25 protein-coding genes, 1 pseudogene and 2 riboswitches are annotated in these 22,792 nt (G+C 35.8%); of the genes and pseudogenes, 3 read left to right on the plus strand and 23 right to left on the minus strand.

Annotated elements, in window-relative coordinates; all coding sequences use genetic code 11:
* Nucleotide 1: 1 nt before the first annotated feature.
* Both JFU20_RS11325 and JFU20_RS11330 read left to right on the plus strand, forming a co-directional pair.
* Nucleotides 2-1,477 (plus strand): glycoside hydrolase family 32 protein, encoded by a 1,476-nt coding sequence (locus JFU20_RS11325; RefSeq protein WP_002010687.1) that lies wholly within the window; start codon nt 2-4, stop codon nt 1,475-1,477.
* The gene (locus JFU20_RS11330; protein ID WP_002166348.1) at nt 1,474-2,415 is read left to right on the plus strand and encodes a carbohydrate kinase family protein; all 942 of its coding nucleotides are present in this window, start codon (nt 1,474-1,476) and stop codon (nt 2,413-2,415) included. Before JFU20_RS11325 ends, JFU20_RS11330 begins: the two co-directional genes overlap by 4 nt.
* A gap of 11 nt (nt 2,416-2,426) precedes the next feature.
* On the opposite strand, the gene JFU20_RS11335 is transcribed toward JFU20_RS11330, so the two are convergent.
* The 3 genes from JFU20_RS11335 to JFU20_RS11345 form a co-directional block, all read right to left on the minus strand.
* Nucleotides 2,427-2,678, minus strand: a complete 252-nt coding sequence (locus JFU20_RS11335; protein ID WP_002010684.1) for a hypothetical protein — start codon at nt 2,676-2,678, stop codon at nt 2,427-2,429.
* A gap of 113 nt (nt 2,679-2,791) precedes the next feature.
* A complete protein-coding gene (locus JFU20_RS11340) occupies nt 2,792-3,553 on the minus strand; it encodes a L,D-transpeptidase (protein ID WP_002166349.1) in 762 nt (253 codons plus the stop codon).
* 68 nt (nt 3,554-3,621) lie between these two features.
* Nucleotides 3,622-4,488, minus strand: a complete 867-nt coding sequence (locus JFU20_RS11345) for an SDR family oxidoreductase (RefSeq protein WP_002166350.1) — start codon at nt 4,486-4,488, stop codon at nt 3,622-3,624.
* A gap of 224 nt (nt 4,489-4,712) precedes the next feature.
* On the opposite strand from JFU20_RS11345, the gene JFU20_RS11350 reads away from it, so the two are divergent.
* The gene (locus JFU20_RS11350) at nt 4,713-6,014 is read left to right on the plus strand and encodes an NCS2 family permease (protein WP_002029878.1); all 1,302 of its coding nucleotides are present in this window, start codon (nt 4,713-4,715) and stop codon (nt 6,012-6,014) included.
* Nucleotides 6,015-6,086: 72 nt separating this feature from the next.
* Here the strand turns inward: JFU20_RS11350 and JFU20_RS11355 are convergent, their stop codons facing one another.
* From JFU20_RS11355 to tenI, 20 genes and pseudogenes are all read right to left on the minus strand, one after another.
* Complete coding sequence (locus JFU20_RS11355) at nt 6,087-6,299, minus strand: hypothetical protein (RefSeq protein ID WP_002010678.1); 213 nt, start codon at nt 6,297-6,299, stop codon at nt 6,087-6,089.
* Between the two features lie 37 nt (nt 6,300-6,336).
* A complete protein-coding gene (locus JFU20_RS11360) occupies nt 6,337-6,987 on the minus strand; it encodes an ABC transporter ATP-binding protein (RefSeq protein ID WP_002010676.1) in 651 nt (216 codons plus the stop codon).
* A pseudogene (locus tag JFU20_RS11365) lies at nt 6,988-8,219 on the minus strand (ABC transporter permease).
* A 9-nt stretch (nt 8,220-8,228) separates the two neighbouring features.
* Nucleotides 8,229-9,302, minus strand: a complete 1,074-nt coding sequence (locus JFU20_RS11370) for an ABC transporter permease (RefSeq protein WP_033715638.1) — start codon at nt 9,300-9,302, stop codon at nt 8,229-8,231.
* Between the two features lie 87 nt (nt 9,303-9,389).
* Complete coding sequence (locus JFU20_RS11375) at nt 9,390-9,785, minus strand: hypothetical protein (RefSeq protein ID WP_000676986.1); 396 nt, start codon at nt 9,783-9,785, stop codon at nt 9,390-9,392.
* Between the two features lie 196 nt (nt 9,786-9,981).
* Nucleotides 9,982-10,836, minus strand: a complete 855-nt coding sequence (locus JFU20_RS11380; protein WP_002010670.1) for a patatin-like phospholipase family protein — start codon at nt 10,834-10,836, stop codon at nt 9,982-9,984.
* A 147-nt stretch (nt 10,837-10,983) separates the two neighbouring features.
* Nucleotides 10,984-12,138 carry a KdpD-like non-kinase potassium sensor gene (gene kdpDN, locus JFU20_RS11385; RefSeq protein ID WP_087946251.1) on the minus strand — a complete coding sequence of 385 codons (1,155 nt, stop codon included), beginning with the start codon at nt 12,136-12,138 and terminating at the stop codon, nt 10,984-10,986.
* Nucleotides 12,139-12,194: 56 nt separating this feature from the next.
* Entirely contained in the window at nt 12,195-12,776 is a 582-nt protein-coding gene (kdpC, locus tag JFU20_RS11390) for a K(+)-transporting ATPase subunit C (RefSeq protein WP_002010667.1), read from the minus strand.
* 17 nt (nt 12,777-12,793) lie between these two features.
* On the minus strand, nt 12,794-14,884 hold the full coding sequence (gene kdpB, locus JFU20_RS11395; RefSeq protein ID WP_002166354.1) for a potassium-transporting ATPase subunit KdpB: 2,091 nt from the start codon (nt 14,882-14,884) through the stop codon (nt 12,794-12,796).
* A 13-nt stretch (nt 14,885-14,897) separates the two neighbouring features.
* Complete coding sequence (gene kdpA / locus JFU20_RS11400) at nt 14,898-16,565, minus strand: potassium-transporting ATPase subunit KdpA (RefSeq protein ID WP_002010664.1); 1,668 nt, start codon at nt 16,563-16,565, stop codon at nt 14,898-14,900.
* A 19-nt stretch (nt 16,566-16,584) separates the two neighbouring features.
* Nucleotides 16,585-16,665: a K(+)-transporting ATPase subunit F gene (kdpF, locus tag JFU20_RS11405; protein ID WP_000972378.1), complete on the minus strand. Its 81-nt coding sequence runs from the start codon at nt 16,663-16,665 to the stop codon at nt 16,585-16,587.
* Nucleotides 16,662-16,766, minus strand: coding sequence for a SipW-dependent-type signal peptide-containing protein (locus JFU20_RS11410; RefSeq protein WP_000887888.1), 105 nt, complete (start codon nt 16,764-16,766; stop codon nt 16,662-16,664). Before JFU20_RS11410 ends, kdpF begins: the two co-directional genes overlap by 4 nt.
* A gap of 94 nt (nt 16,767-16,860) precedes the next feature.
* Nucleotides 16,861-17,006: riboswitch (cyclic di-AMP (ydaO/yuaA leader) on the minus strand.
* A gap of 263 nt (nt 17,007-17,269) precedes the next feature.
* On the minus strand, nt 17,270-17,500 hold the full coding sequence (locus JFU20_RS11415; RefSeq protein WP_016101779.1) for a hypothetical protein: 231 nt from the start codon (nt 17,498-17,500) through the stop codon (nt 17,270-17,272).
* Nucleotides 17,501-17,516: 16 nt separating this feature from the next.
* Nucleotides 17,517-17,903, minus strand: coding sequence for a hypothetical protein (locus JFU20_RS11420; protein ID WP_002010661.1), 387 nt, complete (start codon nt 17,901-17,903; stop codon nt 17,517-17,519).
* 93 nt (nt 17,904-17,996) lie between these two features.
* Nucleotides 17,997-18,144: riboswitch (cyclic di-AMP (ydaO/yuaA leader) on the minus strand.
* A gap of 86 nt (nt 18,145-18,230) precedes the next feature.
* Nucleotides 18,231-19,043, minus strand: a complete 813-nt coding sequence (gene thiD / locus JFU20_RS11425; RefSeq protein ID WP_002166355.1) for a bifunctional hydroxymethylpyrimidine kinase/phosphomethylpyrimidine kinase — start codon at nt 19,041-19,043, stop codon at nt 18,231-18,233.
* 15 nt (nt 19,044-19,058) lie between these two features.
* Nucleotides 19,059-20,078 (minus strand): thiazole biosynthesis adenylyltransferase ThiF, encoded by a 1,020-nt coding sequence (locus JFU20_RS11430; RefSeq protein ID WP_002166356.1) that lies wholly within the window; start codon nt 20,076-20,078, stop codon nt 19,059-19,061.
* The gene (gene thiG, locus JFU20_RS11435; RefSeq protein ID WP_002010654.1) at nt 20,071-20,841 is read right to left on the minus strand and encodes a thiazole synthase; all 771 of its coding nucleotides are present in this window, start codon (nt 20,839-20,841) and stop codon (nt 20,071-20,073) included. Before thiG ends, JFU20_RS11430 begins: the two co-directional genes overlap by 8 nt.
* A 2-nt stretch (nt 20,842-20,843) precedes the next feature.
* Nucleotides 20,844-21,047, minus strand: a complete 204-nt coding sequence (gene thiS / locus JFU20_RS11440; protein WP_002010653.1) for a sulfur carrier protein ThiS — start codon at nt 21,045-21,047, stop codon at nt 20,844-20,846.
* A 15-nt stretch (nt 21,048-21,062) separates the two neighbouring features.
* Nucleotides 21,063-22,172: a glycine oxidase ThiO gene (gene thiO, locus JFU20_RS11445; protein WP_002166357.1), complete on the minus strand. Its 1,110-nt coding sequence runs from the start codon at nt 22,170-22,172 to the stop codon at nt 21,063-21,065.
* A complete protein-coding gene (gene tenI, locus JFU20_RS11450; RefSeq protein ID WP_002166358.1) occupies nt 22,165-22,785 on the minus strand; it encodes a thiazole tautomerase TenI in 621 nt (206 codons plus the stop codon). Before tenI ends, thiO begins: the two co-directional genes overlap by 8 nt.
* Nucleotides 22,786-22,792 lie beyond the last annotated feature (7 nt).

Raw genomic sequence — 22,792 nt, forward strand, 5'->3', positions numbered from 1 at the left:
TATGTCGAAATATAAAACAATACTGCAATCCAATAAAGAAGAATTACATTCTTTATATACAATTGCAAATCAAGATTCATGGAAACCGATTTATCATATTCATCCGCCATATGGATTAATGAATGATCCTAACGGTGTATCATACTACAATGATGAATATCATGTTTTTTATCAGTGGTATCCATTTGGCCCGATTCACGGAATGAAACATTGGGGGCATGTAAAATCAAAAGATCTTATTAACTGGGAACGAATGCCTGTAGCCATTATCCCTACCGAAAGCTATGAGTCACACGGCGCATATTCTGGTAGCTCTATTATAAAAGATGGGCTTCTTCACTTATTGTATACAGGGAATATAAAGAAACCTAATGATTCTCGAGATGCTAAACAATGTATGGTAACGATGGATTCTCAATATACGATGACTAAATATAGTAATAATCCTGTTATTGATATGATTCCTGACGGATATACGAAGCATGTACGTGACCCAAAAGTATGGAAAAATAACGATACGTACTATATGTTACTCGGAGCACAACGTGAAAATAAAACGGGTACTCTATTATTATATAAGTCACTAGACCTATACAGTTGGAATTTCCAAGGCGAGGTTAAAACAAATTTAAAAGAGTTCGGATTTATGTGGGAGTGCCCCGACTATTTCCAATTATCAGGGAAAGATATGTTACTCTTTTCACCACAAGGAATCGAAAAAGACGAGGGGAATTTTCAAAATGTATATAATGTCATATATGCAATCGGAAATTTCGATATTGAAAATTTATATTTCCATATTGATTCGTATTACGAAGTTGATAAAGGTTTCGACTTTTATGCCCCTCAAACTTTAGAAGATCAATCTGGACGCCGCCTTTTATTTGCTTGGGCGGGCTCAAGCGAAATAACATACCCTTCTGATGATTATATGTGGGCTCATTGTTTAACGCTTCCACGAGAACTAACGTTAGAAAATAATATATTAAAACAAAAACCAGTTTCAGAACTAACAAAACTAAGAACAACAAAAAAAGAGATTTCAGGTGACATATCAACTGGATTAAACGTACTGGCGACCCTTGGCCATGAATGCTCATATGAATTAATTGTAACTCTTAAAACAGATGATGCGAATAACTTTGGCCTTTCTCTCTTCCATAATGAAGACGATTCTTTCCCTATTACATTTAACCGTGAAAAAGGAACTGTTTCCATAGACCGAAGCAACTTCCATCACCAATTTGGCGGAGAATATGGATATGAACGCTGTAAAAAGATTGATATTCAAGATACGATAGACCTAAGAATATTTGTAGATAATAGCATCGTAGAAATCTTCTTATATGATGGTTCCACTGTCTTTACGTCTAGAGTATTTCCGCGAAAAGACATGAAACATCATATCGCAATCTTTTCAGATGCAAAACTAAACTTTACAATTACACAATATAAACTTAAAAGAGGGATTATATGAGAAATGTTTTTTGTATAGGTGAATTATTAATTGATTTCGTTTGCCGAAATTCCAATGTTTCTTTAGTAGACGGTACAGATTTTGAAAAGAAAGCTGGTGGAGCTCCAGCTAACGTTGCCGCTGCTATTACAAAATTAGGTGGTCATGCTACATTTATGGGACAAGTAGGAAATGATCCATTTGGTGATTTTCTAGAACAAACTTTACAACGTGCTCATGTTGACACTTCAATGCTCATAAAAGATAAACAAACTACGCTTGCTTTCGTATCTATCGATAAAGATGGTGAACGAGATTTTATTTTTATGCGTGGGGCTGATGGTCAATACACCTTTAATAAAATTAATTTAGCAAAAATAAAAAGTAATGATCTAATACATTTCGGTTCGGCAACTGCCTTATTATCAAGTCCATTAAAAGAAACATACTTTCAACTATTACAATTTGCGAAAGACAATAATCACTTTATTTCTTTTGATCCAAATTATCGAGATGCACTTATTACAGATGTAGAACAATTTTCTCAAGATTGCCTATCCTTTATAAAACACGCACATTTCGTAAAAGTAAGCCAAGAAGAAGCAACGATGCTTTCTAAAGAAACTAATCTACAACAATCAGCACTGAAATTATTAAATTACGGGGCTAAAGTTGTAGCTATCACACTTGGAAAAGACGGTACTCTTCTCGCGACAAAAGAAGCTCAAATCATTGTACCTTCTATTTCTATTAAACAAGTAGATACAACTGGTGCTGGTGATGCTTTCGTCGGAGCGATGTTGTATCAAATTTCTAAAAATGAACAAACGCTTCCTCAAAAATTCACATGTTTAGCCGAGTTTGTCTCTTTTGCAAATAAAGTAGGTGCCATAACATGTACAAACTACGGAGCAATCGCTTCACTTCCATCATTGGCAGAGGTAAAAGCATACGATTAGTCGTATGCTTTTTACATTCCCCTCCAAAAATCATGCATCATAAAAAAGTACAAAATAACGAGAAGGACCGTCCCGCACAAAGTAATGCGCCGGTATATACTCTTCTCCCCTTCCCTCGCTTTAACAAATGCCCAAATAAATCCGAAGAACAATATTAAATCAACATATGGAACATAAAAAGAAAAGACAAGAAACGCATACAAATACACGATAAATAAACAGGTCGTTACTAAGAAAATTTTAAATGCAAATTCACTTTTCATAATGTAACCGCCTCCCCAATCTGTAATGTATTATATTCAGCAAAATCTAATAGTTGCTGTTGCTGTTTCATTTTCCACATCACAAATAAGCTACCGCCTATGTACGGTAGCTATTATGGAACATTATATTTTCTTTTATATATATTACTTAAAATCGAATACGGTAATTGCTCATAACGAATTTTTTCTCCCATTTCATCTACAATATACAAATTGTTTCCTATATAATATGTTCCATCTTTTCGTTTGGAATACACTGCGTATTTTTCATTTGGTAATACCGTTTTCACCTTAGTCAACTGCCCATTTGGTTCTTGCCAATATATATTTACACGGTCTACTAACGTAAGCATTCCAATTTGTTCCTCTTCTACTTTACGACCATTCCAGCTCACAACACGATAACCAAGCTTATAAGCTTCATATTCGGGACTCGTATGAAAACGAGAAATAATTACTTTTGTCTGTAATTGTACCCGGTCGTATAACCACTGTATATCGCGATCATGCATTCGAATACAACCATTTGATTCCCGACTTCCAATCGTTCCTTCACGATTTGTCCCATGAATGGCATATTCCTTTTTATCCAGACCTAGCCATCTCGTACCGAGAGGATTATTTGGTGCACCCCCAGGTATTTTTTTACGATGGTATTCTTTATTTTTATATTTAGTTATAATACAAAAATCACCTTCAGGCGTCGGGGTCCTGTCTCTTCCTGTCGTTATCGGAAATGTTCTAGTATAGTTTCCATCTTCAAAAAAAGAAAGCTGATTCGTCGTAAGGTTAACTAATATTAAATGATCTGTATTAGCAAATACGCTAGCTGGTAGGCAGAAAAATAGGATTACGATAAACCAGACTTTTTTCATCTAAATCCTCCCTAGCACTAACATCATGAAAAATACAATTAACTTTACTTTGCTCTTATAAATGAAAACTATCCATTCACAATTACTCCACCATTTACATGTATCATCTGCCCTGTCACATAGGCCGAATCACTAGACGCCAAATATACATATGCAGGCGCTAATTCATACGGCTGACCAGGCCTTTGCATAGGAACATTGCTCCCAAACTGTGATACTTTTTTCTCATCAAAACTGGATGGAATAAGCGGTGTCCAAATTGGGCCTGGTGCAACACCATTTACACGAATTCCCTTTTGTACTAACGACTGAGATAGCGATCTTGTAAAAGCGACAATCGCTCCTTTCGTTGCAGAATAGTCGATCAACGTTTCATTTCCTTCATACGCAACGATAGATGCCGTGTTTATAATTACATCCCCTTGCTTTAAATGAGAGAGGGCTGCTTTTGTAACATGAAAATAAGAAAAAATATTAATACGGAACGTTTTTTCTAGCTGTTCCGCTGTAATATACTCTAGTCCTTGCTGCGGATATTGCTGTGCGACGTTATTCACAAGAACATTTAGCCCCCCTAGCTGCTGGGCGGTCTCTTCTACAATCTCTTTACAATGTTGTTCATTACCCAAATCTCCCGGCAATAATACACAATTCACGCCTTCTTTTTCCACAAGTTGTTTCGTCTCATTTGCATCTTCGTCCTCATCTAAATAAGCAATCGCAATATTTGCTCCCTCTTTTGCAAAAGCGATGGAAACAGCTCTCCCAATCCCACTATCTCCCCCTGTAATTAATACATTCTTTCCTTTTAACTTTTCGCTTCCTTTATAATTAGGATCTTCAAACTTTGGACGAGGATTCATTAACGATTCAATACCAGGCTGTTTATTTTGATGTTGCGCTGGCATCGTTAAAAAGTTTTTTTGCTGCGGCATAACTTCCTTCAACTCCTTTCCCCTTATAATGCGCACAATAAAAAAAACTACTTACACATTAAAAAACCGCAATTCACACACAGTTTTACGGTTAATATTCGAATTTACGACATAAAATAGGAATTGTTCTAAAGTTTTTATGCAAAACTATTGCAAAATAGTTAAAAAACGAATATTATATATAACTGTTGTGAAAATTATTCGTAAAAAGAAAGGATGTTTATATGTTTAACCTTTCAAAACATAAAACTTCTATTAAAACTGAAATTATGGCAGGTATTATTACCTTTTTAACAATGGCATATATCATTGTCGTAAACCCTGTCATCCTTGGGGATGCAGGCGTTCCATTTGAACAAGCATTTACAGCTACAATTATCGCCGCTGTTGTCGGAACATTATTTATGGCAATCTTTACAAACTTACCAATCGCAATTGCACCAGGTATGGGATTAAATGCTTACTTCTCTTATTCTGTTGTAAAAGCACATGAAGGCATGACTTTCGCAATTGCATTCTCTGCTGTATTCGTAGCAGGTATGATTTTAATTTTGTTATCATTCACATCTTTCCGTACGAAATTAATGGAAGTAATTCCTGAAAACTTAAAACATGCACTTACTGCTGGTATTGGTCTTTTTATTGCTTTTATCGGTTTGCGCTTAACAGGAATTGTTACAAAAAATGATGCAAACCTAGTTGGGCTTGGCGATCTTCACTCTGCTCCAGTTCTACTAGCATTAGCTGGCCTTGGAATTACAATTATCCTTATGTCTTTAAATATAAACGGGGCACTATTTATCGGAATGTTATTAACTGGTATTATCGCTTACTTCACAGGTCAATTAACATTCTCAAGCGGCGTTACATCAATGCCTGGATTACCAGAAGGAATTATCGTTTCAAATCCAATTACTGCTGTATCTGATGTAATTAACTACGGATTATACGGCGTTGTGTTCTCATTCTTCCTTGTTACACTATTTGATACAACAGGTACACTACTTGGCGTTGCACAACAAGGTGGATTTATGAAAGATGGAAAGCTTCCAAAAGCAGGACGAGCTCTTCTATCTGACTCATTCTCAGCAACAATTGGAGCTATGTTCGGAACAACACCATCAACAGCTTACATTGAATCATCTGCTGGTGTTGCAGCTGGTGGTCGTACTGGTTTAACAACTGTTACAGTAGCTGTTCTATTTGCATTAGCAGCATTCTTCGGACCGTTAGTGAGCGCTGTTTCTGGCGTTTCAGCTATTACAGCACCATCACTAATTATCGTTGGTAGTCTTATGATGGGCTCAGTTCGCCACATCGATTGGGATACATTCGATGAAGCATTCCCAGCATTTTTAGTAATCTTAAGTATGCCACTTACATCAAGTATCTCAACAGGTATTGCACTTGGATTTATTTCATACCCACTTATGAAAGTGGCAAAAGGACAATTCCGTGCTGTTCACCCACTTGTGTATTTATTCGGGATCTTGTTCGCTTATCAATTAGTTTTCTTACCACATTAAAATCCCTCATAAAGAGGGATTTTTTTATAAATAAAAAAGCCCCCTCCAAATATAAAGGGAGCTTACAATCCGTTAATACTTCTCTTCCACCTGTAATTCTTTACTATACTTTTGAATAAAAACCGATGAAACAACCATCATCAGTCCTACACTAAATCCAATAAGCTGATCCATTAGCATTTCATCATGAATCAACAAGCGAAGTAGAAATACACCACCAAAAATAAGCATTGCAGTAAATCCAGTATGTCTAAGTCCTTTATATACATTTTTCATATGTATCATTCCTCCACACACTTTTATCCATATTATACCATAAAAATTATTGAATATTGCCATCAAGCAAACGTATCGTCCTCTGGCAATATTCAGCTACCTTTTGATCATGTGTAACAACTAGTACCGTTTTTCCTTGTTTATTAATTTCTTTTAAAATGCTCATAATTTTTTTCCCATTTTCTTGATCAAGAGCACCAGTCGGCTCATCCGCTAAGATAATTTTTGTATCTTGCGCTAATGCTCTTGCTATCGCCGTTCTTTGCTGCTCTCCTCCTGATAACTCGTAGGGATATTTGTTAATATGTCTCTCAAGCCCTACCATTTCCAGCATTTCTTTTGATATTTGCATACGTTTCTTATGAGAAATCCTTCTATATACAAGTGGAAGCATTACATTTTCAATGATTGTATAATCATCTAGTAGCGAAAAGTTCTGAAACACAAATCCAACTTCCTTATTTCTATACTTATGATAGTTTGATTTTAATGTACTAGTATCCATGCCATCTAAAAAATACTTTCCTGTAGAAGGGCTATCAATTAAGCCAATAATGTTGAGAAGAGTAGATTTCCCCGAACCAGATGGCCCCATAATAGCTATCATTTCACCTTTCTCTATTGTAAGATTAATATCTTTTAAAGCACTAAAATTACTCTTTCCGAAGTCCTTAACCACATTTGCGAGCTGAATCATCTATAACACCTCTTTCATATATGTATTTTTTATTTTTAATACATTGAAGTAAATGATTGCATATATAATAAGCATCATTATAATTGATAACGCACTTATAGCAATTAATGATTCTTTAGAAACTTTTAACGTTCCAAAAAAGATACCGTGCTATTCTCGAAATCTTTCTGAATATCAATTATTCCGCTATTATCCCATTGAAAATACATAGTTCCTATACATATTGATAAGATGAATAGCAACATATACTCAATAATAAACGGAAGACATATTTGAAAAGTACTTGCTCCTAATGCTGATTTAATAGAAATATTTTTACGCTCCATATAAAGCGCTGCCATTGATGTTAATAAAATAGATATAAATGAAAAGGATAAGACTGTACCGCTTAATAATAAGGGGTATGACATATTATCAATGCCTTGCTTTTCGTTTTCTAACAATTTATTCGGATTTGTAACATAATACGAATACCCCTTACCTTCTGTTACCTTTAATACTTTCTTTTGAAATTCATTTATATCCATTTTCTCATTTATTTCTATAATTAACCCATTATATAAAAGTTCTACACTGTGGCATTCTATTTCTTCTGTTCCAATTGGTAAAATAGCCATGTCATCTAATAATGTAATACGATTGTCTAATATTTCACCACTCCTAGGATGTATAAATGGTGAGTTTTTTTCTAAAAAACCAATTACTTTTAGTTTCGTTTTTCCAGATGGTATGACATCACCAATAGATACTTTTTCTTTATAATTAGCACCTAATATAACAGGCCTAATATTAAATACTGATTTATGAAATTCCCATTCCTCAAAATATCTTCCTTGTGAAAGTCGTATATGAAAATATTTATTAATACCTTTATCAACAAGCAGAGTCTTTATCGTTTCATTTTCTTTATTTAAGGTAAATGAATATTCACGAAACAAATAATTTGTTGTATTTGTAATTGATATCGTATTAGATAAACCTTGAATGAAATGTTGATAATCATTTTTTGCTTTTTCTTCGCTAAACAACGTTATATCTTGTGTTGCATAAAGTTCATAGAAATTTTCATTAGTCGATAAACTGTTTGCTACTGTCATCATTTTTCGATATCCCGAAAGGTTACTAATAAATTCTATAGCTGAAGAAAATGCAATAACTAAAGAAATTACTATAATCACATTCGGTAACAGCCGTTTTTTCATAGACCGTATAGAATCAAATATAAAAAACATGTAGACCTCCTATGTTCTTAAATGTTTTCCGGGATATATATTTATAATGTGCTTGATTGGAATTAAAGTAACAAACATTGTAAGAAATATTATAAAACCAACATTACATATCAATACATATAGTGTTAACGGTTTTAATAAGTATGTCTGAAAATACGTATGAATTGTTCCAGATAATATTTCTAAAGTAAGAAAAACCAACAACATCGCTGCTAGAGAAACAAACAAAATTTGAATATATAGTTCGCAGTAAATAGATCTATTAGACGCACCTACTGCTTTTTTTAATGAAATCTCCCTTTGTTTCTTATAAATCCAAAATAAGACTGCGGAAATGCCAGAAACTATTGCAACAAGAATAAACTTATAATAATACTTATTTGCTGAATCTATACCTGTTACATTTAGTTCCTGAAGATCTCGTTCATTCAGTATTTGAACCTCTCCCGAAAGCACTTCTTTGCTCCTATTTATAAACATTTTTATTTCGTTATGAATAGATGATGTAGGGTTAACAACTGTTAATTGTAATTGTTTACTAGCGATAATACCTTTTTTAGATATATTAGGTAAGTTTTGAAGTGGAATGTATATGTCTGATACACCGACATCACTGTCTTTCCTCGATACAGTTCCTATTTTTTTATATGTATCATCAAATTCATATAATTCCTCTACATTTGTTTGATCACCAACAACCATATCACTTGAATTTCCACGATGAAAATATTGCCCTTCAGAAATATATGGCGTCCAATAATAATCATCTTTTAAGTTCAAAGCTATGATTTTTATTGCACCTGAACTATTCAATGCTTTTAAATTCTCTACGTAAATATCACTTTTTACAAAAGTATCTTGAATGAAAGGAATGATTGATTCAAGCTCTGTTTCATTATCTATAGGAACTGTTAACATTTGATTCTTTTCTGGAAAGCCGATTTGAAAGGCAGATATAAAGTTTCGTTTCGACTCTGTTAAAAGCGCGGCAACTGATATAGAAAGAAACGAAATAAAAAATGACATAAGAAGAATTATGGAAAACAGTTTGTTGCTTTTTATATTTTTAAAAGCTAAATACATACTTTGGCTCCTTTTAAATAAGAAGGAGATGATATACATCCCCTTCTCCTTATCCAAATATTTATAAAGACAACTGTTTAATGTTTTTTACCACTGTAATCGTAAGTTACCATTACTATCAAAAGTACCTTTGTGTGTATCTTCTTGATAGTCATTATTCTCATTAGCATAATGCTCAGAGTAGAGTCCTTTTGCACCAAAGGCGTTATATGCACCATTACTCACAGTAGCATTTAATGCTCTTCCAGATTCATGGGATCCTAACTTATCCGAGGCGCTTTCAATATATGAATAGCTTCCTTTTGAATTAATAAAAGAAATCGCTACTGAACAGCGAGATGCATTTTGATTCGTAGTCGTTTGAGCTCTGTAAGATAGTAGATTACCGCTTTTGTGACCACTTAAAGTTGGATAGAATGCACTTGTTGAGATTGATGTTGCTAATAATACTAAAGTCGTAATTGAAAAAACCTTTCCTTTCATTAACAATCACCTCATAAATTAAATAGTTTAGTAGCGCTACATCGTCATAATACCCTTCAAGCAAATTTTTCTCAATAATAAACCCATATGTTTTACAAACTCTTTAAACACTTAAACATTAGTACATTTTTAAAAAGTAACGTATAAGTAGCAATATAAAAAGGCTGCGGAGAAAATCTTCTCCACAGCCTAATACTTATTTTTGTAAAAACGACTGTAAATCTGCAAACTGTCTCTTTGCATCTTCATAGCCTTGCTCATATAGATTTTGTAGTTTTGCCGTATCTTTTTCCATACGATCTACTTGAAGCTGTACTTCTGGACGAATAACAAATAAGTTCCCAGCTTGCTCTTCTTTTTCAATGTAGTGAAGTGTTTCATTATATACTTCATAACGATTCAACATCGTATTAACAAGTTTCGGATATTTTTTATAAGCTTTCGCTGCCACCCATCCAAACTTTGATTTTTTCTTAGCATAACCATGATTTCTCGTTAAAATAACGACTGATTTTTTAAATCCATCTTCTTGCGCTTTACGAACTGGAATCGGATCAGAAATTCCTCCATCTAATAACTGCTTACCACGGTAATTTACTACAGGTGCAATGAAAGGTAATGAACTAGATGCTTGTAATAAATTTAGTGCATCATCATTCGTTCCTTCTTTTTCAAAATAAACAGACTGTCCTGTTTCACAATCTGTTGTGCCTACAAGGAAACGCTCTGGACTATTAAAATATGTTTCAAAGTCAAACGGGACATGTTTTTCTGGAATTTCATGAAAAATAAACTCCATATCAAACAATTGGCGTTTTCTCCATAAATTTTTATACGATAAATATTGTGGGTGTGATGCATAATCAATATTTACTGTTTTATTTCTATTTCTTTGTCTGGAAAGATACGACGCTGCATGACAAGCACCAGCTGATACACCAATTACATATGGAAAATATAAATCTTGTTCCATAAAATATTCTAATATCCCGCCCGTATATACACCACGCATACCGCCGCCTTCTAATACTAATCCCGTATTTTCAAGCATGTTATTCTCTCCTCTTTATATATTGACTCTTTAATTATTCACTATGTTAAGTATCTTCCTCTATTATATATGAGTTTTTTTAGAAATTATATTCAAAAGGCTTGAAAAAAAGAAAAATAGAGACTCCTCAACAATCCGGTCTCTATTTTAAGCTCTTTGATCAGCAACGATATGAATATCAATATACTTCGTTTGTCTCATAATTTCATTTACAATTGAACCTTTTCGTATTTCTTCCCAACGTGTTCTTGCCGATTGCCCAAGTAAAACTTGTGTCACCTGTAGTCTTTTTGCAACTTCAATAATAACATCAGCGGGCTTTCTTCCCTTTGCTTCTTCTAATACAAAGCTCGCATCAAATTGATTCGTTAGCGATTTCCATTCTTCAATCGTCTGCTTTTTGCCTGCTGAAATAGAATCTATATTTTCTCTTTCAACGTTTAACACATACAATTCAGCATTTAGCCGATCAGCCATGCGCCAACCTCTCCGTATTAATTTCTCTGCTGTTGAACTGTATTGTACACAAACGAGAATTTTTTCTTTCACACCTATCGGTTCTATTACTGTTTGGCTAATTTTCTCATCCATATCATCTGCAACTTCTCGAAGTGATAACTCTCTTAATGCCCCTAAATTATTTATCGTAAAGAAGTTTTGTAAGCTTTGTTGAATTTTTTCTTCCTTATATATCTTTCCATCTATTAATCTCTTTCGGAGTACCTCAGGTGTTGCATCAACAAGCTGAATTTCATTTGCTTTTTGTAAAATAAAGTCTGGAATACGCTCTCGTACTTTGACATTCGTAATTTGAGCTACAATATCATGAACGCTTTCTAAATGTTGAATATTAAACGCTGATAATACAGATATACCGGCATCTAACAATTCCTGCACATCCATGTAACGTTTCTTATTTTTCGACCCGGGAATATTACTATGCGCAAGTTCATCCACAACAACAATTTGTGGTGCCCGCTTTATAATTTCTTCTACATCAAGTTCATAAAATACTTTCCCTTTATAATCTATTTCTTTTAAAGGAACTTTTTCTAAATCAGCAATTGCTTCTTCCGTCTCTTTTCTACCGTGTGTTTCAATTAAACCAACTACAATATCAATACCGTCTTTTTTCATCTCTCTTGCATCAAATAGCATTTTATAACTTTTCCCAACTCCAGGTGCAGCCCCTACGTATAGCTTTAACTTTCCGCGATTTTGCTGCCGAATATATTCTAAATACTCTTCTGGCGTTCGCCTTTGAAACGTCGGTTTATAGTCATCCGCATACAAAACACTCACAACCTTTCTTTCGAAACAACGCTACCTCAATCCGTTAGATTGAGGTAGCACTGTTACTATTTCATTAGTTTCTGTAATTCTAAATTTAACTTTAAGACGTTCACGCGATCTTCTCCAAACAAGCCAAGCGCTGCACCTTCCGTTTGATCCTTAATCAATTGATCTAGCTTTTCTTTCGGAATATTCGTTAATTTCGAGATGCGATTTACCTGTACGGAAGCCGCCTTCGGACTAATGTCAGGATCAAGCCCTGAACCTGAATTCGTCACTAAATCTATCGGTACTTCTGTAACTGGAACAGTTGGATTTTGTTCCTTCCACTCTGCAATACTTTTCTCAACTCTTTTTGCTAAATCTGGATTAGACGGTGCATAGTTATTTGAACCAGATGCTTCTGCTTTATATTCTATACTAGAGACACGTCCATGAAAATAACGTGGATCTGTGAAATTTTGACCGATTAATTTTGAACCAACTACTTCATCTTTATCATTATATATAAGACTTCCATCCGCATTATCCTTCATTACCGCTTGCGCAATACCAGTTACAATAAGCGGGTATACGAGGCCGCACAAAACTAGAAATGTAAAAGTAATACGAATAATTGGTGAAAGTATACTTTGTTTCTTCGCCATCTTTTTTCCCCTCTTCCTTATATGAACAAGCCGACAATCATATCAATTACTTTAATTCCAATGAATGGAACGATAACTCCACCAAGCCCATAAATGAGTAAGTTTCGGCTAAGCAATGCATTAGAACTCATCGGTTTATACGCAATACCTTTCATCGCTAACGGAATTAGTAGTGGAATAATAACTGCATTAAATATTAATGCTGATAAAATCGCTGAAAGTGGCGATGCTAATTTCATAATGTTCAATGCTTCCATTTGCGGAATTGCTAATGTAAACATCGCTGGAATGATTGCAAAGTATTTTGCTATATCGTTTGCAATACTAAACGTTGTTAACGCACCACGCGTCATTAACAATTGCTTACCAATTCCTACAACCTCAATGATTTTTGTTGGATTCGAATCTAGATCAATCATATTCGCTGCTTCTTTCGCAGCTGTCGTACCACTATTCATCGCTAATCCAACATCCGCCTGCGCTAATGCCGGGGCATCATTTGTACCATCACCTGTCATCGCTACAAGTTTCCCTTTGTCTTGCTCTGCTTTAATAACCGCAATTTTATCTTCTGGTTTACACTCAGCAACGAATTCATCTACTCCTGCTTCCTTTGCAATTGTTGCTGCTGTTAACGGATTATCACCTGTACACATAACCGTTTTAATCCCCATTTTGCGCAATTGTTCAAAACGTTCACGCATACCAGGTTTCACTGTATCCTTTAAATATATTAAACCGTAAATACGATTATCTACTGCAACTACAAGTGGTGTTCCGCCTTCTTTTGAAATCAAATCTGCTTTTTGATTCACATCTTTTGGAATCATCCCGCCTTGCGATTGAACCCATTCAATCACGGCACCAACAGCACCTTTTCTCACTTTCGTTCCATCCTGTAAATCAACACCGCTCATTCTTGTTTCTGCTTTAAATGGAACAAATTCACCTTGTTCTGCAATTTCTCTATTATATGATATAGATTTCGTTTGTACATATTCTATAACAGATCGACCTTCTGGTGTTTCATCTAAAACTGAGCTAATCGCAGCCCATTTTCCTACTTGCTCAATCGTTTCATTTCCTACTGGTAGCAGTGTATGTGCCATCCGGTTCCCGAAAGTAATCGTACCTGTTTTATCTAAAATAATCGTATTAATATCGCCCGCAGCTTCTACTGCTTTCCCTGACATCGCTAATACATTAAACTTTGTTACGCGGTCCATCCCAGCAATACCAATCGCTGATAATAACCCACCAATTGTCGTTGGAATTAAACAAACTAACAATGCTACAAGTACAGCTGTATCAATTTGAAACCCTAAATAGTTTGTAAAAATCGGCAACGTCACAACGACGATTAAGAAAATTAGAGTTAAACTCGTTAATACTGTGTTTAAGGCAATTTCATTCGGCGTTTTTTGACGCGCAGCTCCTTCTACTAAAGAAATCATTTTATCAATAAATGATTCGCCAGGGTTACTCGTAATTACAATCGTAATCTCATCACTTACGACCATCGTACCGCCTGTTACTGAACAAAAATCGCCACCCGCCTCTTTTATTACAGGAGCTGATTCCCCTGTAATTGCAGATTCATCGACAGACGCTAAACCTTTAATTACTTCACCATCATTTGGAATCATTTCTCCTTGTTTTACAATAACAATGTCACCTTTTCTCAGATCAGTTGCTGAAACTTGAACAATATCTCCATTTTCTTTTACAACATTTGCAAACACATCTTTCTTCGATTGTTTTAAAGAATCGGCTTGCGCTTTACCACGCCCTTCAGCTAAAGCTTCTGCAAAGTTAGCAAATAAAACTGTAAATAATAGAATGAGAGAAACTGTTATATTAAACCACCCTGGTACACTACTAGAACTACTTGGAAGAAAGGATAAAATGAACGTAATGATAAATCCAATTTCCACAACGAACATAATCGGATTCTTTATCATTACTTTCGGATTCAATTTCGCAAAGGATTGTTTCATCGCATGTGTCACGATATCACGATCCATCGTTTTTGCTTGTCTAACCTCATCTTCTACAGCATGTATTTGTGACTGATTTATTTGTTTTTCTTTTACCACTACCGGTCTCATCATTTACCCTCCATTACTTCAATGTAAGAAATTCTGCAATTGGGCCGAGTACTAACATCGGGAAGAATGTTAACGCACCAACAATTACAATCGTTCCGATAAAGATCCCTCCAAATAAACCATTATCTGTACGGAACGTTCCGACTGTTTCTGGCACTACCGTCTTCTCTTTCAATGAAGCTGCCACAGCTAACATTGTAATTAAGCTGAAATAGCGCCCTAAAAACATAACTAAACCAGTTGTAATATTCCAAAACGGTGTATTATCTGCTAATCCTTCAAATCCTGATCCATTATTCGCAGCTGACGATGTATACTCATATACAACTTGCGTTAAACCGTGGAAACCTGAATGAGAAATTGCATCCGTCCCTAAATTTGTTGAAAGAGCTAATGCTGAAAACCCTAAAATAAGTAATGGATGAAATAATATCGTTACCGCAATTAATTTCATTTCCTTACCTTCAATTTTCTTACCTAAAAACTCTGGTGTCCGTCCAACCATTAACCCAGATATAAAGACTGCAATAATTGCATACATGATAATGTTGACAAAGCCTGCTCCAACACCGCCGTATACTGTATTTAACATCATATTTACGAGTGGTACTAAACCGCCAATCGGTGTTAATGTATCATGCATCGTATTAACGGCCCCTGTTTCAGCAGCTGTCGTTACTGTTGCGTATAGCGAAGAAAATACTGTTCCAAATCGTACTTCTTTTCCTTCTGTACTTCCTTGTACATGTTCGATACCCATTCCATTTAACGCTGGATTCCCATTTAATTCCGCTGTAGTAATCGTTATAAACCCTAGTAAAAACACCATAAATAGTGAAACGAAAAGGATACGTCCTTGTTTTTTATTTCCTACCATTCGTCCGTACGTAAATGGTAGTGCTGTTGGCAATAACATCATAAGCATCATTTGCAAAATATTACTCATTTGTCCTGGATTTTCGAAAGGATGTGTAGAGTTTGCCCCGAAAAATCCACCGCCGTTATTTCCAAGTTCCTTAATGGAAACGAATGATGCAACTGGACCACGCAAAATACTTTGCTTCGCACCATCAATTGTTTGTGCTGTAACCGCCCCATCTAACGTTTGTGGTACACCAAGTGCGACAAAGACTAACGCCGCAATAAATGCGATAGGAAGAAAAACTCTCGTTAACGCTCTCGTAAAATCAACGAAAAAGTTACCAAGTTCTTTTCCAGCGAGTCCTCTAATAAATGCCATAACGATGGCTAACGTCGTTGCTGGTGCCGCAAACATTAAAAATGTAATCCCGATTAATTGTGATAAATAAGATAAACCATTTTCACCGCTATAATGCTGTAAGTTTGTATCAGCCATAAAACTAATCGCTGTATTAAAAGCAAGCGTAGGCTCCATTCCCTCAATATGCGCTGGATTTAGCGGCAGCACACCTTGTAATCTGAAAATGAAATATACAACGACAATCATAAATCCATTGAGTAGAACTAATGATAATGCATACTGTTTCCACGTTTGATTGTATCCTTTTACACCTGTAATTTTAAAAATAAGTTTCTCAAAAGGCCCGAATACTTTATCTAGCGTTTTGCTACCTTGAAAAGCTTTTTCTAAATAAATCCCCGTTGGCTTTGCTACTAAAATAAACAAGAGCATTGTAATAATGACTGCAACCCAAATCATAATGAATGATTCCCCCTAATTAAAACTTTTCTGGATTTAATAATGCGTATACTAAGTACACCGTAATCGCTGCAACAATAACCGATAAGGCAATCATCATGATTGCTTCCCTTCTTTCACAACTTTATCTGACCAACTTGCAAGACTTGCCATTGATGCGACTAACCCAACAAAAATCCCGATCATTACAACATCTAACATAACTACCCCTCACTTCTGTTAAAATTTACCATCTTATTATCAAAAAAAGAACACTAAGCTCTACTTAGTGTTCGAAACGAACAACACAAAGTAAACCTCCTCTCTAAACGCTTACGAGGTTAGCTGTCGGATTCGGGCCTAAAGAGTAGCCCTACTTTCAAAATTGAAAGATTCACCCCAAGTGACAATGCACAAAATTGGTTCCCCCGCTCCATTTCTGGAACTCAGCGATTTTAGGTTTTTTTTTGGAAATTTTATGAATGATTTATGAGAGTAAATATACTCCTCTAAATTTAACTTGTAAAGGGGTAAATTACTGAAAATAAGAAAATATCCATCTATTTAAGCGTTTACATTAGTTATTATTAATATTTTTTCATCTGTTTTCTCGTCTTTCCTTTCTTTTTCACAGAAATGATCTTTTAAATACGAAATAAAAAGAGCGAATTACATGAAGTGCATAGCTTGTTGCACTCAGCATTCGCTCTTTTTTCATTCAACCTTTATTCTCCACGCAAAAAAGCACGCAAATTTCTCCCTCGAATATAAACTTGTGATAATTCCGCATGTAACTGCTCATATTCGGTAATATCCGCCTCTAAATACAAAACATCTTTTGATGGTAATATAATATATGGACCTGGAAAAAGAGGATCGAGCACTACCAATTCGTGAACTCTCTCTACCGATATCGCCCAACGATTCGCTATATCTCCTAGTAACAACACTTTCATCTTCATTTCCCCCACCTTATTCAAAAAATAAAAAAGAAATATTATCACAGTTCGTAAACACTACAAATTTAGCTCCAATTGTTTCATAGAGCCTGGCCGGATAGCGTTTATTCTTTGTAACAACAGTAATAGGCGCTTGAAAAGAAAAACGAATGTGTTCTGTGAAGAAACTAACTATCGGAAGCTCATCCCCTAGTAAAATCACCTTCTTAATACGTGTGCAAATACTAGTAAAATCCTTCTCCTTATTACAGCTATAAGCTGATTCAAACCCATACTCTCTAACTTCAGCCGCTATCTCTTCATTGGCTGTAAAAATAATTAACTCATGCTGAAATGCTACTAGCTCTCTTAAACTCTTTACCTTGTTTTTTTCTCCAACACAAATAAGTGTTAGTTCCATGTACCTCATCCTCCTTAGCATAAAAGAACTCAAACATAGATTGATATTCTCCTATACTAATCAGATCGACGAAGTGATATATCCATCATGGCACCGCCCTCTCTCAAGACGCTTACGAAGTTAGCTGTCGGATTCGGGCTTTGAGAGTAGCCCTACTTTCAAAATTGAAAGATTCACCCCTAGTGACGACGCACAAATTGGTTCCTCCGCTCCATACATTTGGACTCAGCGTATTACAAAAAATGTATTCTGGCTGATATATTACTCCTGAATTTAGAAAAAGTAAACACAAAAAAAAGCCAGTTAACAAACTGGCTTCTCGTATCTTTATACATGCGTCTTATTCAATTTATATGCAAAATGATTCGTCGGCCCATGACCACTTCCAATATTCAATGGCTCTTCAATTGCTATACTAATAAATCGTTTTGCTTCTTGAACTGCCTCTTCCATCAAGTAGCCTTTCGCAAGTCCTGCTGTAACCGCTGAAGCAAATGTACACCCACTTCCGTGCGTTTGCTTCGAAGGAATTCGTTCACTTCTAAATTCAATAAACTGCTCACCATCAAAGAGTAAATCAATTACTTCATTACCTTGATATTCTGCATGTCCGCCCTTCATAAGCACATATTTAGCTCCTAATTCATGCAATACTTTTGCAGCTTCTTTACTATCTTCTATATTTTGAATCTCCATCCCAGTTAACACTTCTGCTTCAGGAACATTCGGTGTTACAACAGTTGCTACTGGCAATAAATATTCTTTTAATGCTTGTACTGCTTCTTGTTGTAATAATGACGCACCGCCTTTAGCAATCATAACTGGATCTAGCACAATATTATTCCAGCCAAATTTTTTAATATGTTCTGCAACAATTTGAATAATTTCACTGCTAAATAGCATCCCTAGTTTCACAGCATCTGGCGTTAAATCCGTACCAATTGAATTCAGCTGTTCCGTAATTCCTTCTAAAGAAACAGGATATACCCCTTGAACGCCAAGCGTATTTTGAGCAGTAATTGCTGTAATAGCCGTCATTCCATACACACCAAGCTCTTGGAATGTTTTTAAATCCGCCTGAATCCCAGCGCCGCCTCCGCTATCAGACCCTGCAATCGTTAAAGCTTTATTCACTTTCATTCCACTCATCCTTTTCTACCCAAAATAGCGATGATAAATTGTTTTCGCTTCGCTTATATCTTTCGTTCCATGTACAAGGACACGGCCATCTTTAAAAGCAACTAATCTCTTTTCTTCAACCGAAAATGATAATAAATATGGATTTACATTTAAATCAGTCACACGATCATTCAACAATTTTTTATATTGTTCAAAATCCATTTCCTCTTTATGAGGTGGTCTAATTTGAACTGTATTTCTCCCGCATAACACTGCTGTTTTTGAAGTGTTTTCCTTATTTAAATACGGATATACTGCCCGTTCACCACACGATAGACAATTATGTTTACGAAGCTTTTGCACATTCATACATGAATATTCATTTTTCCATACATCAAATGATACAAGTCCCTCTCGAAGTGATTCGTAATCTTCTACTAACAGTTTAAGTGTTTCCGTTACTTGATGAGAAATGACAAGAGATACAGCAGGTGATATAATACCCGCTGTATCACATGTCGCTCCGCCAAGCGGAATCGATTGTAATAAACAAGATAAACATGGCGTTTTTCCTGGAAGAATAGTATAAGAAAGCCCGTAACTTCCTACACATGCCCCGTAAACCCATGGAATAGAATATTTTTGCGATATATCATTCACAATGAAACGTGTTTCGAAATTGTCAGTCGCATCGATGATTACATCAACATTTGTAACGAGTTCTTCTAACTCTTCAGCCGTTACATCCTGAACGAGAGCTTCTACTCTTACTTCACTATTAACCTCTTCTAGACGTTTTTTTGCCGCTACAGCCTTCGGAAGATTATTCTCTACATCACTCTCTGCATACAATTGTTGTCTTTGTAAATTACTCCAATCGACATAATCACGGTCAACAATTGTTACTTGACCAACGCCTGCTCTTACAAACATCTCTGCGTTTGCACTACCTAATGCGCCTGCACCGATAATAAGTACATGCTTTGTTCTTATCTTTTGTTGCCCTTCTTCCCCAATTGGAGAAAATAGCTCTTGGCGAGAATATCGATTATTCAACTATGCTCATTCCTTCTAAAGGACTACTTGCTGTTGCACAACGTTTACGTGCAATACGACCTGCTTCAAACCCTAATCGTCCTGCCTCAATACTTAATTTCATTGCGTATGCCATTTTAATAGGATCGTTCGCTCCAGATACTGCAGTATTTAATAACACACCATCTGCTCCTAATTCCATCGCAAATGCCGCATCAGCTGGGCTACCAATACCAGCATCCACGATAACTGGTACTGTCGCTTGTTCAATAATGAAACTTAAATTTAATGGATTTACAATACCAAGCCCTGAACCAATCGGTGATGCACCTGGCATAATGGCATGCACGCCAAGTTCTTGTAATTTACGCGCTAATACAACATCATCAGATGTGTACGGTAGAACGATAAATCCTTCTTCAAGTAACATTTCAGATGCTTTTAACGTTTCTACTGGATCAGGTAATAACGTTCTATCATCACCAATAACTTCTACTTTTATCATGTCACAAAGTCCAGAAGCTTTTGCTAATTTTGCAATACGAACAGCTTCTTCAGCATTTTTTGCTCCTGCTGTATTCGGTAGTAACGTATATTTTTTCACATCAAGTTTCTCTAATAAATTAGGCTGCTTCGCATCAAATATATCCATACGACGTACTGCGAATGTTAAAATCTCAGCCTCAGAAACATCAATTGCCTTTTGCTGCACATCAAAATCAGGGAATTTCCCTGTTCCTAATAAAAGTCTAGAATGAAATGAAAATTGTCCAATGTTTAACATAATCAACCGCCTCCTACGAAAGTTACAATCTCAATTTGGTCCCCATCAAAAACAGATGTATCGTTATGATCATCTTTTTGTAAAATATCTTTATTACGTTCTACTACAACAATTCTGTTATCTAACTCTAAATGTGTAAGTAGCCCAGCTACTGTTTTTATACTCTCTGGTACTTCAATTTGGTTACCATTAATTTTTAAATTCAAACTTCCATCCCCTTTCTAAACCGTTTTAGAAAGCAATGAATCTAGCAAGTGATTCTCCTGCTTTCCTTCTATTAAATCAGCCATATACTGACCAGAAACAGGACTTAATAAAATGCCGTTTCGATAATGGCCCGTACAAGCATATAAACCTTTTATTTCTTCATGCTCTCCCATATAAGGAGCTTCATGATTAGACTGCGGTCTTAACCCAGCCCACGTACTTTCCCATTCTGCTTCTTTTAAAGCAGGCAATATTGTGTAGGCACGCTCTAATATGGAAGTAATACTTTCTGGTTGTACAGACTTATTAAACGTATGAGGCTTCATTGTTGCCCCAATTACGTAACGGCCACCACGTTTCGGTGTGATGTAAAATCTTTCTTGGAAAATAGGAGCTTTCAAGAGAGGTTTCCTGCTTCTTACTGCAACAACTTCACCCTTCACAGGATACGTGCCCCAATCACTATGGAAATAATGTAGTAATTTCGTACTCCATGAACCACCCGCAATAACAACTTTCTCACATGTGATAACACCTTCGCTCGTAACAATTCCAGTCACTTTATTATTTTCAATACGAATATCAAACACTTCTGTTTGTTCATATATATCAGCACCGGAAATTGCTGCAGAATGTGCGAATGCTTTCGTAAGCTCTGGTGCAATAACGTGACCATCTTTCGGATAATATACCGCTCCTATAATTGACTCGGAAAGAAACGGCTCTTTTTCCCGTAAATGGTCCCCCGTTAGAAATCGGGAATCTTCACCTGTTTTCTGCTGCCAATCCATAATATGAAGAATTCTTTTCTTCTCATCTTCATTTTGAGCGATGCGATAAATGCCCTTTTCTTCATACCCAATATCGATGCCTGTTTTTTCACGTAAAACTGCTGCAAGTTGTGGAAATATAGCACGGCTTTCTCTAGCAAGCTCAAACAACGGATCATATGCATCCCATTCTGCCTGAACACCGAGCAAACCAGCAGCTGCTTTCGAAGCTTCAGATGCGATTCTTTGCTTCTCTACAATCGCTACTTTATGCCCTCCTTCTGCTAGAAAGTGTGCAACTGAACTACCAATTACACCTCCGCCAATAATCGCTACATCATACTTCTTACACATGTTTTCCCGCCCACTTTCTTATTGATTCCTTATAAGATTTCGCCTTGCTATACGGATTACTACTGCTTATAATCCCGGACATAACAGCAATGCCACTTACACCATTTGCAAGAACATCACCTGTATTTTCAGGGGTAATCCCACCAATTGCAGTTATTGGTATGGATAAACAACTTGCCATATGAGCAATTTCTTCTAATCCTCTCGCTGGCACACCTTTTTTACAATCTGTCGGAAATACATGACCATAAACGAGTGAATCTGCTCCATTTTTAAATGCTACTATCGCTTCATCTAGCGAATGTACTGAATAACCGACATGCAAATAAGAAAATTTTTCTTTCACTAACCTTACATCTGCGCTTCTGTATCCTAGTTGAACACGAGGAATATTTAATAGAATGGCGATATCAATTCGATCATTTATAACAAGCTTAGATGGCGGAAAGCCTTTTTTAAAAAGACTTTCCACACCTTCATACAATTCCTTCGTACTCTTCTCACGCTCACGAATATGCAAATAATCAATCTCACTCTCAATTTGCATCGCTACATTCACTAATTCTTCAAATGGCATATGGCCATTTGAGATTACATGAAGCTCATTTTTCATATTCATT

It is taken from the genome of Bacillus sp. TH30 (genome assembly GCF_016650875.1).
GTDB lineage: Bacteria > Bacillota > Bacilli > Bacillales > Bacillaceae_G > Bacillus_A > Bacillus_A mycoides.

What these genes read in the sequence shown, in the direction of transcription:
- thiD (WP_002166355.1), bottom strand. Translation starts at nt 19,043, where the DNA reads ATGAAAGTGAATAAAGCTTTAACGATTGCAGGGTCTGATAGCGGAGGC.
- JFU20_RS11420 (WP_002010661.1), bottom strand. Translation starts at nt 17,903, where the DNA reads ATGGAACTAACACTTATTTGTGTTGGAGAAAAAAACAAGGTAAAGAGT.
- JFU20_RS11340 (WP_002166349.1), bottom strand. Translation starts at nt 3,553, where the DNA reads ATGAAAAAAGTCTGGTTTATCGTAATCCTATTTTTCTGCCTACCAGCT.
- JFU20_RS11325 (WP_002010687.1), top strand. Translation starts at nt 2, where the DNA reads ATGTCGAAATATAAAACAATACTGCAATCCAATAAAGAAGAATTACAT.
- tenI (WP_002166358.1), bottom strand. Translation starts at nt 22,785, where the DNA reads ATGAAAAATGAGCTTCATGTAATCTCAAATGGCCATATGCCATTTGAA.
- kdpA (WP_002010664.1), bottom strand. Translation starts at nt 16,565, where the DNA reads ATGATTTGGGTTGCAGTCATTATTACAATGCTCTTGTTTATTTTAGTA.
- JFU20_RS11380 (WP_002010670.1), bottom strand. Translation starts at nt 10,836, where the DNA reads ATGCTTGAAAATACGGGATTAGTATTAGAAGGCGGCGGTATGCGTGGT.
- JFU20_RS11370 (WP_033715638.1), bottom strand. Translation starts at nt 9,302, where the DNA reads ATGTATTTAGCTTTTAAAAATATAAAAAGCAACAAACTGTTTTCCATA.
- kdpC (WP_002010667.1), bottom strand. Translation starts at nt 12,776, where the DNA reads ATGGCGAAGAAACAAAGTATACTTTCACCAATTATTCGTATTACTTTT.
- JFU20_RS11415 (WP_016101779.1), bottom strand. Translation starts at nt 17,500, where the DNA reads ATGAAAGTGTTGTTACTAGGAGATATAGCGAATCGTTGGGCGATATCG.
- JFU20_RS11350 (WP_002029878.1), top strand. Translation starts at nt 4,713, where the DNA reads ATGTTTAACCTTTCAAAACATAAAACTTCTATTAAAACTGAAATTATG.
- JFU20_RS11375 (WP_000676986.1), bottom strand. Translation starts at nt 9,785, where the DNA reads ATGAAAGGAAAGGTTTTTTCAATTACGACTTTAGTATTATTAGCAACA.
- kdpF (WP_000972378.1), bottom strand. Translation starts at nt 16,665, where the DNA reads ATGATGATTGCCTTATCGGTTATTGTTGCAGCGATTACGGTGTACTTA.
- kdpB (WP_002166354.1), bottom strand. Translation starts at nt 14,884, where the DNA reads ATGAGACCGGTAGTGGTAAAAGAAAAACAAATAAATCAGTCACAAATA.
- JFU20_RS11345 (WP_002166350.1), bottom strand. Translation starts at nt 4,488, where the DNA reads ATGCCGCAGCAAAAAAACTTTTTAACGATGCCAGCGCAACATCAAAAT.
- JFU20_RS11355 (WP_002010678.1), bottom strand. Translation starts at nt 6,299, where the DNA reads ATGATACATATGAAAAATGTATATAAAGGACTTAGACATACTGGATTT.
- JFU20_RS11335 (WP_002010684.1), bottom strand. Translation starts at nt 2,678, where the DNA reads ATGAAAAGTGAATTTGCATTTAAAATTTTCTTAGTAACGACCTGTTTA.
- thiG (WP_002010654.1), bottom strand. Translation starts at nt 20,841, where the DNA reads ATGTTAAACATTGGACAATTTTCATTTCATTCTAGACTTTTATTAGGA.
- thiO (WP_002166357.1), bottom strand. Translation starts at nt 22,172, where the DNA reads ATGTGTAAGAAGTATGATGTAGCGATTATTGGCGGAGGTGTAATTGGT.
- JFU20_RS11330 (WP_002166348.1), top strand. Translation starts at nt 1,474, where the DNA reads ATGAGAAATGTTTTTTGTATAGGTGAATTATTAATTGATTTCGTTTGC.
- JFU20_RS11410 (WP_000887888.1), bottom strand. Translation starts at nt 16,766, where the DNA reads ATGTTAGATGTTGTAATGATCGGGATTTTTGTTGGGTTAGTCGCATCA.
- JFU20_RS11360 (WP_002010676.1), bottom strand. Translation starts at nt 6,987, where the DNA reads ATGATTCAGCTCGCAAATGTGGTTAAGGACTTCGGAAAGAGTAATTTT.